The 224-nt window shown below is 51.3% G+C and carries 1 tRNA gene; it reads left to right on the forward strand.

Annotated elements, in window-relative coordinates:
* The first annotated feature begins 56 nt into the window (after positions 1-56).
* Positions 57-132, forward strand: a tRNA-Thr gene (locus tag KP806_RS27485).
* The last annotated feature ends 92 nt before the right edge of the window (positions 133-224 follow it).

Below are 224 nucleotides of genomic sequence, written 5' to 3' on the forward strand. Positions count from 1 at the left end.
GCACTCGACTGTTAATCGAGTTGTCACAGGTTCGAGTCCTGTTCGGGGAGCCATACGCTCTCATAGCTCAGTAGGTAGAGTGCATCCATGGTAAGGATGAGGTCACCGGTTCGATCCCGGTTGAGAGCTCCAGTATTTCTTAACAGGCAAGAACAAGTTTCATTTATTGCACGGCCCGTTGGTCAAGGGGTTAAGACACCTCCCTTTCACGGAGGTAACAGGGG

Source organism: Paenibacillus vietnamensis (genome assembly GCF_020169515.1).
Classification (GTDB): domain Bacteria; phylum Bacillota; class Bacilli; order Paenibacillales; family Paenibacillaceae; genus Pristimantibacillus; species Pristimantibacillus vietnamensis.